Source organism: Aquabacterium sp., from assembly GCF_030652515.1.
Lineage (GTDB): Bacteria > Pseudomonadota > Gammaproteobacteria > Burkholderiales > Burkholderiaceae_C > Aquabacterium.
The window spans coordinates 1-1,937 of record NZ_JAUSAR010000141.1 but is presented as its reverse complement, the minus strand read 5'-3'; the positions used below and the strand labels follow the sequence as shown (position 1 = coordinate 1,937).

3 protein-coding genes are annotated in these 1,937 nt (G+C 57.5%); 2 read left to right on the top strand and 1 reads right to left on the bottom strand.

All coding sequences use genetic code 11. From position 1 onward, the window contains the following. Together Q7V20_RS16685 and Q7V20_RS16680 are read left to right on the top strand one after the other, a co-directional pair. Positions 1-811 (top strand): DegV family protein (locus tag Q7V20_RS16685; protein ID WP_304793666.1); only part of this gene is annotated, 811 nt, incomplete at its 5' end. Then, positions 808-1,509, top strand: a complete 702-nt coding sequence (locus Q7V20_RS16680; protein ID WP_304793663.1) for a glycosyltransferase family 2 protein — start codon at positions 808-810, stop codon at positions 1,507-1,509. The genes Q7V20_RS16685 and Q7V20_RS16680, both read left to right, overlap by 4 nt. A 101-nt stretch (positions 1,510-1,610) precedes the next feature. Here Q7V20_RS16680 and Q7V20_RS16675 read toward each other — a convergent pair. Next, positions 1,611-1,937 (bottom strand): hypothetical protein (locus Q7V20_RS16675; RefSeq protein WP_304793659.1); only part of this gene is annotated, 327 nt, incomplete at its 5' end.

The following is a 1,937-nucleotide window of genomic DNA, read 5'->3' as shown; positions in this document are numbered from 1 at the left end:
GAGTCGGGAGATGGCGCGACGCCATGGCATCACCCTGCTTGACAGCTATATCCTCGCCCAGGAGCAGAGCAGGCCGGAAAGCCTGCACTCTCCGGCCGAGATCTACGCCCTGATGCGGCAAGGGGTCAAGGTCACCACCGCCCAGGCCTCTACTTTCGAGCGCCATCAGCACTATCAGAGCGTGTGCCAGCAATTCGGCCAGACCCTCTACCTCTGCGTCGGCTCGGCCTTCACCGGCAATGTTGACATCGCCAGGCGCTGGAAAGAAGGCAACGATCCGACCAACCTGCTGGAGATCGTTGACACCGGATCGGCTTCCGGGCGCCTGGGGCTCATTGCCCTGCTTGCCGCCCGCTATGCCGAACACGCCACCTGCGTGGAAGATGTCATTGCCTTTGTCTATAAAACAATGACCGACTGCGAGGAATATGTCTTTATCGACCAGCTGCAATACCTGGTGGCCGGCGGCAGGGTTGCTTGGGCAAAGGGATTTTTCGCTGATCTGCTGCACATGAAACCGGTGATCAGTCCGGTGGGCAACGAGGTCCGCAAGGCAGGGGTCGTCCACAGCCGCAAAGGACAGCTCGCGCTTGCCCTGGAGAAGCTGCGGCAAGGGGCGCCCGGCGTGGCCCCGGTGATCATGCTCCAATACTCCGACAATGAAAAATGGGTAACGGAAACAGTGCAGCCGGAGGTGCGTCAGCTGGCGCCGCAGGCCGAGATTCTGCTGGTGCCCCTCTCTCTGACCTCCGGCGTGCACATGGGGCCGGGGACCTGGGCCATGGCCTGGGCGGGAGGGCAGACAAGATGAAAGTGGCCTGTATCATCCCGGTGTATAATCACGAGCAACGGATTGGTGAGGTGATCCGGGAGGTTCTGAAACTGGGCCTGCCCGTCATCGTCGTTGATGACGGTTCAACCGACAGCACCCATGACATCCTCAACCGTATCCCCGATATCACCGTGCTCCGCCACCCGGAAAACCAGGGAAAGGGAGCGGCCCTGCTCACCGGGTTTGCCGCGGCCGTGGAACTGGGTTGTGACCTGGCCATCACCCTCGATGCTGATGGTCAGCACAAACCAGAGGATGCAGGAAACCTTCTCAGTGCTGTTCCGGATGGACAGCGGGTGATTATTATTGGCAATCGCCAGGGGATGAGTGGGGAGCACGTGCCTTGGACCAGCAGGTTCGGGCGGAAATTTTCCAATTTCTGGGTCTGGGCGTCGGGCGGGCCGTTGGTGCATGACTCCCAATCGGGCTTCCGGCTTTATCCTCTGCCCGAGGCCCTCGACCTTGATGTGCAATCCAGACGTTTCCAGTTTGAGGTTGAAATTCTGGTCAAGGCCCGCGGGCGGGGAATTCCTGTCCTTGAGGCACCGGTACAAGTGGTCTACCAGAAGGGCGCTGAACGTATATCCCATTTCCGTCCCTGGAAAGATTTTTTCAGGAATTCCGCCACGTTCAGCAGATTGATATGGAGACGGATTTTCTTAAGGGGCAGGCAGTGAGGGGCGGCTGGTATCAGGCCATGGAGACGGTAACCAAAATATGCGGCTCCTGGTTTTTTTTTGGTGTCTCGCGAATCATTGCCGCGGGTATTTTTGTTTGTTCAAAAAACGTCCCGGAGAGCCGTCGCTTTTACGCCTTGCTCTATCCGCAAAAAGGAGCCTTGTATCACCTCTGGTGTACCTTTCGCCAGTATCAGAGCTTTACCACTATTCATCTTGACCGTTTTCTCTCCATTCATCAGCGGGAAACAAGGTTTACCTCGCACGACTGGCAGAAGCTGGAATAGGTGGTAAACCGGAAGGGGGCGATCCTTCTCATGTCGCACCTGGGAAACTGGGAGATGGCCGCCCATCTGCTCAAAAAACAGGAGAGCAGACTGAAGCTTCTCCTCTATATGGGCGTAAAAGACAAAGAAGATCTTGAGCGT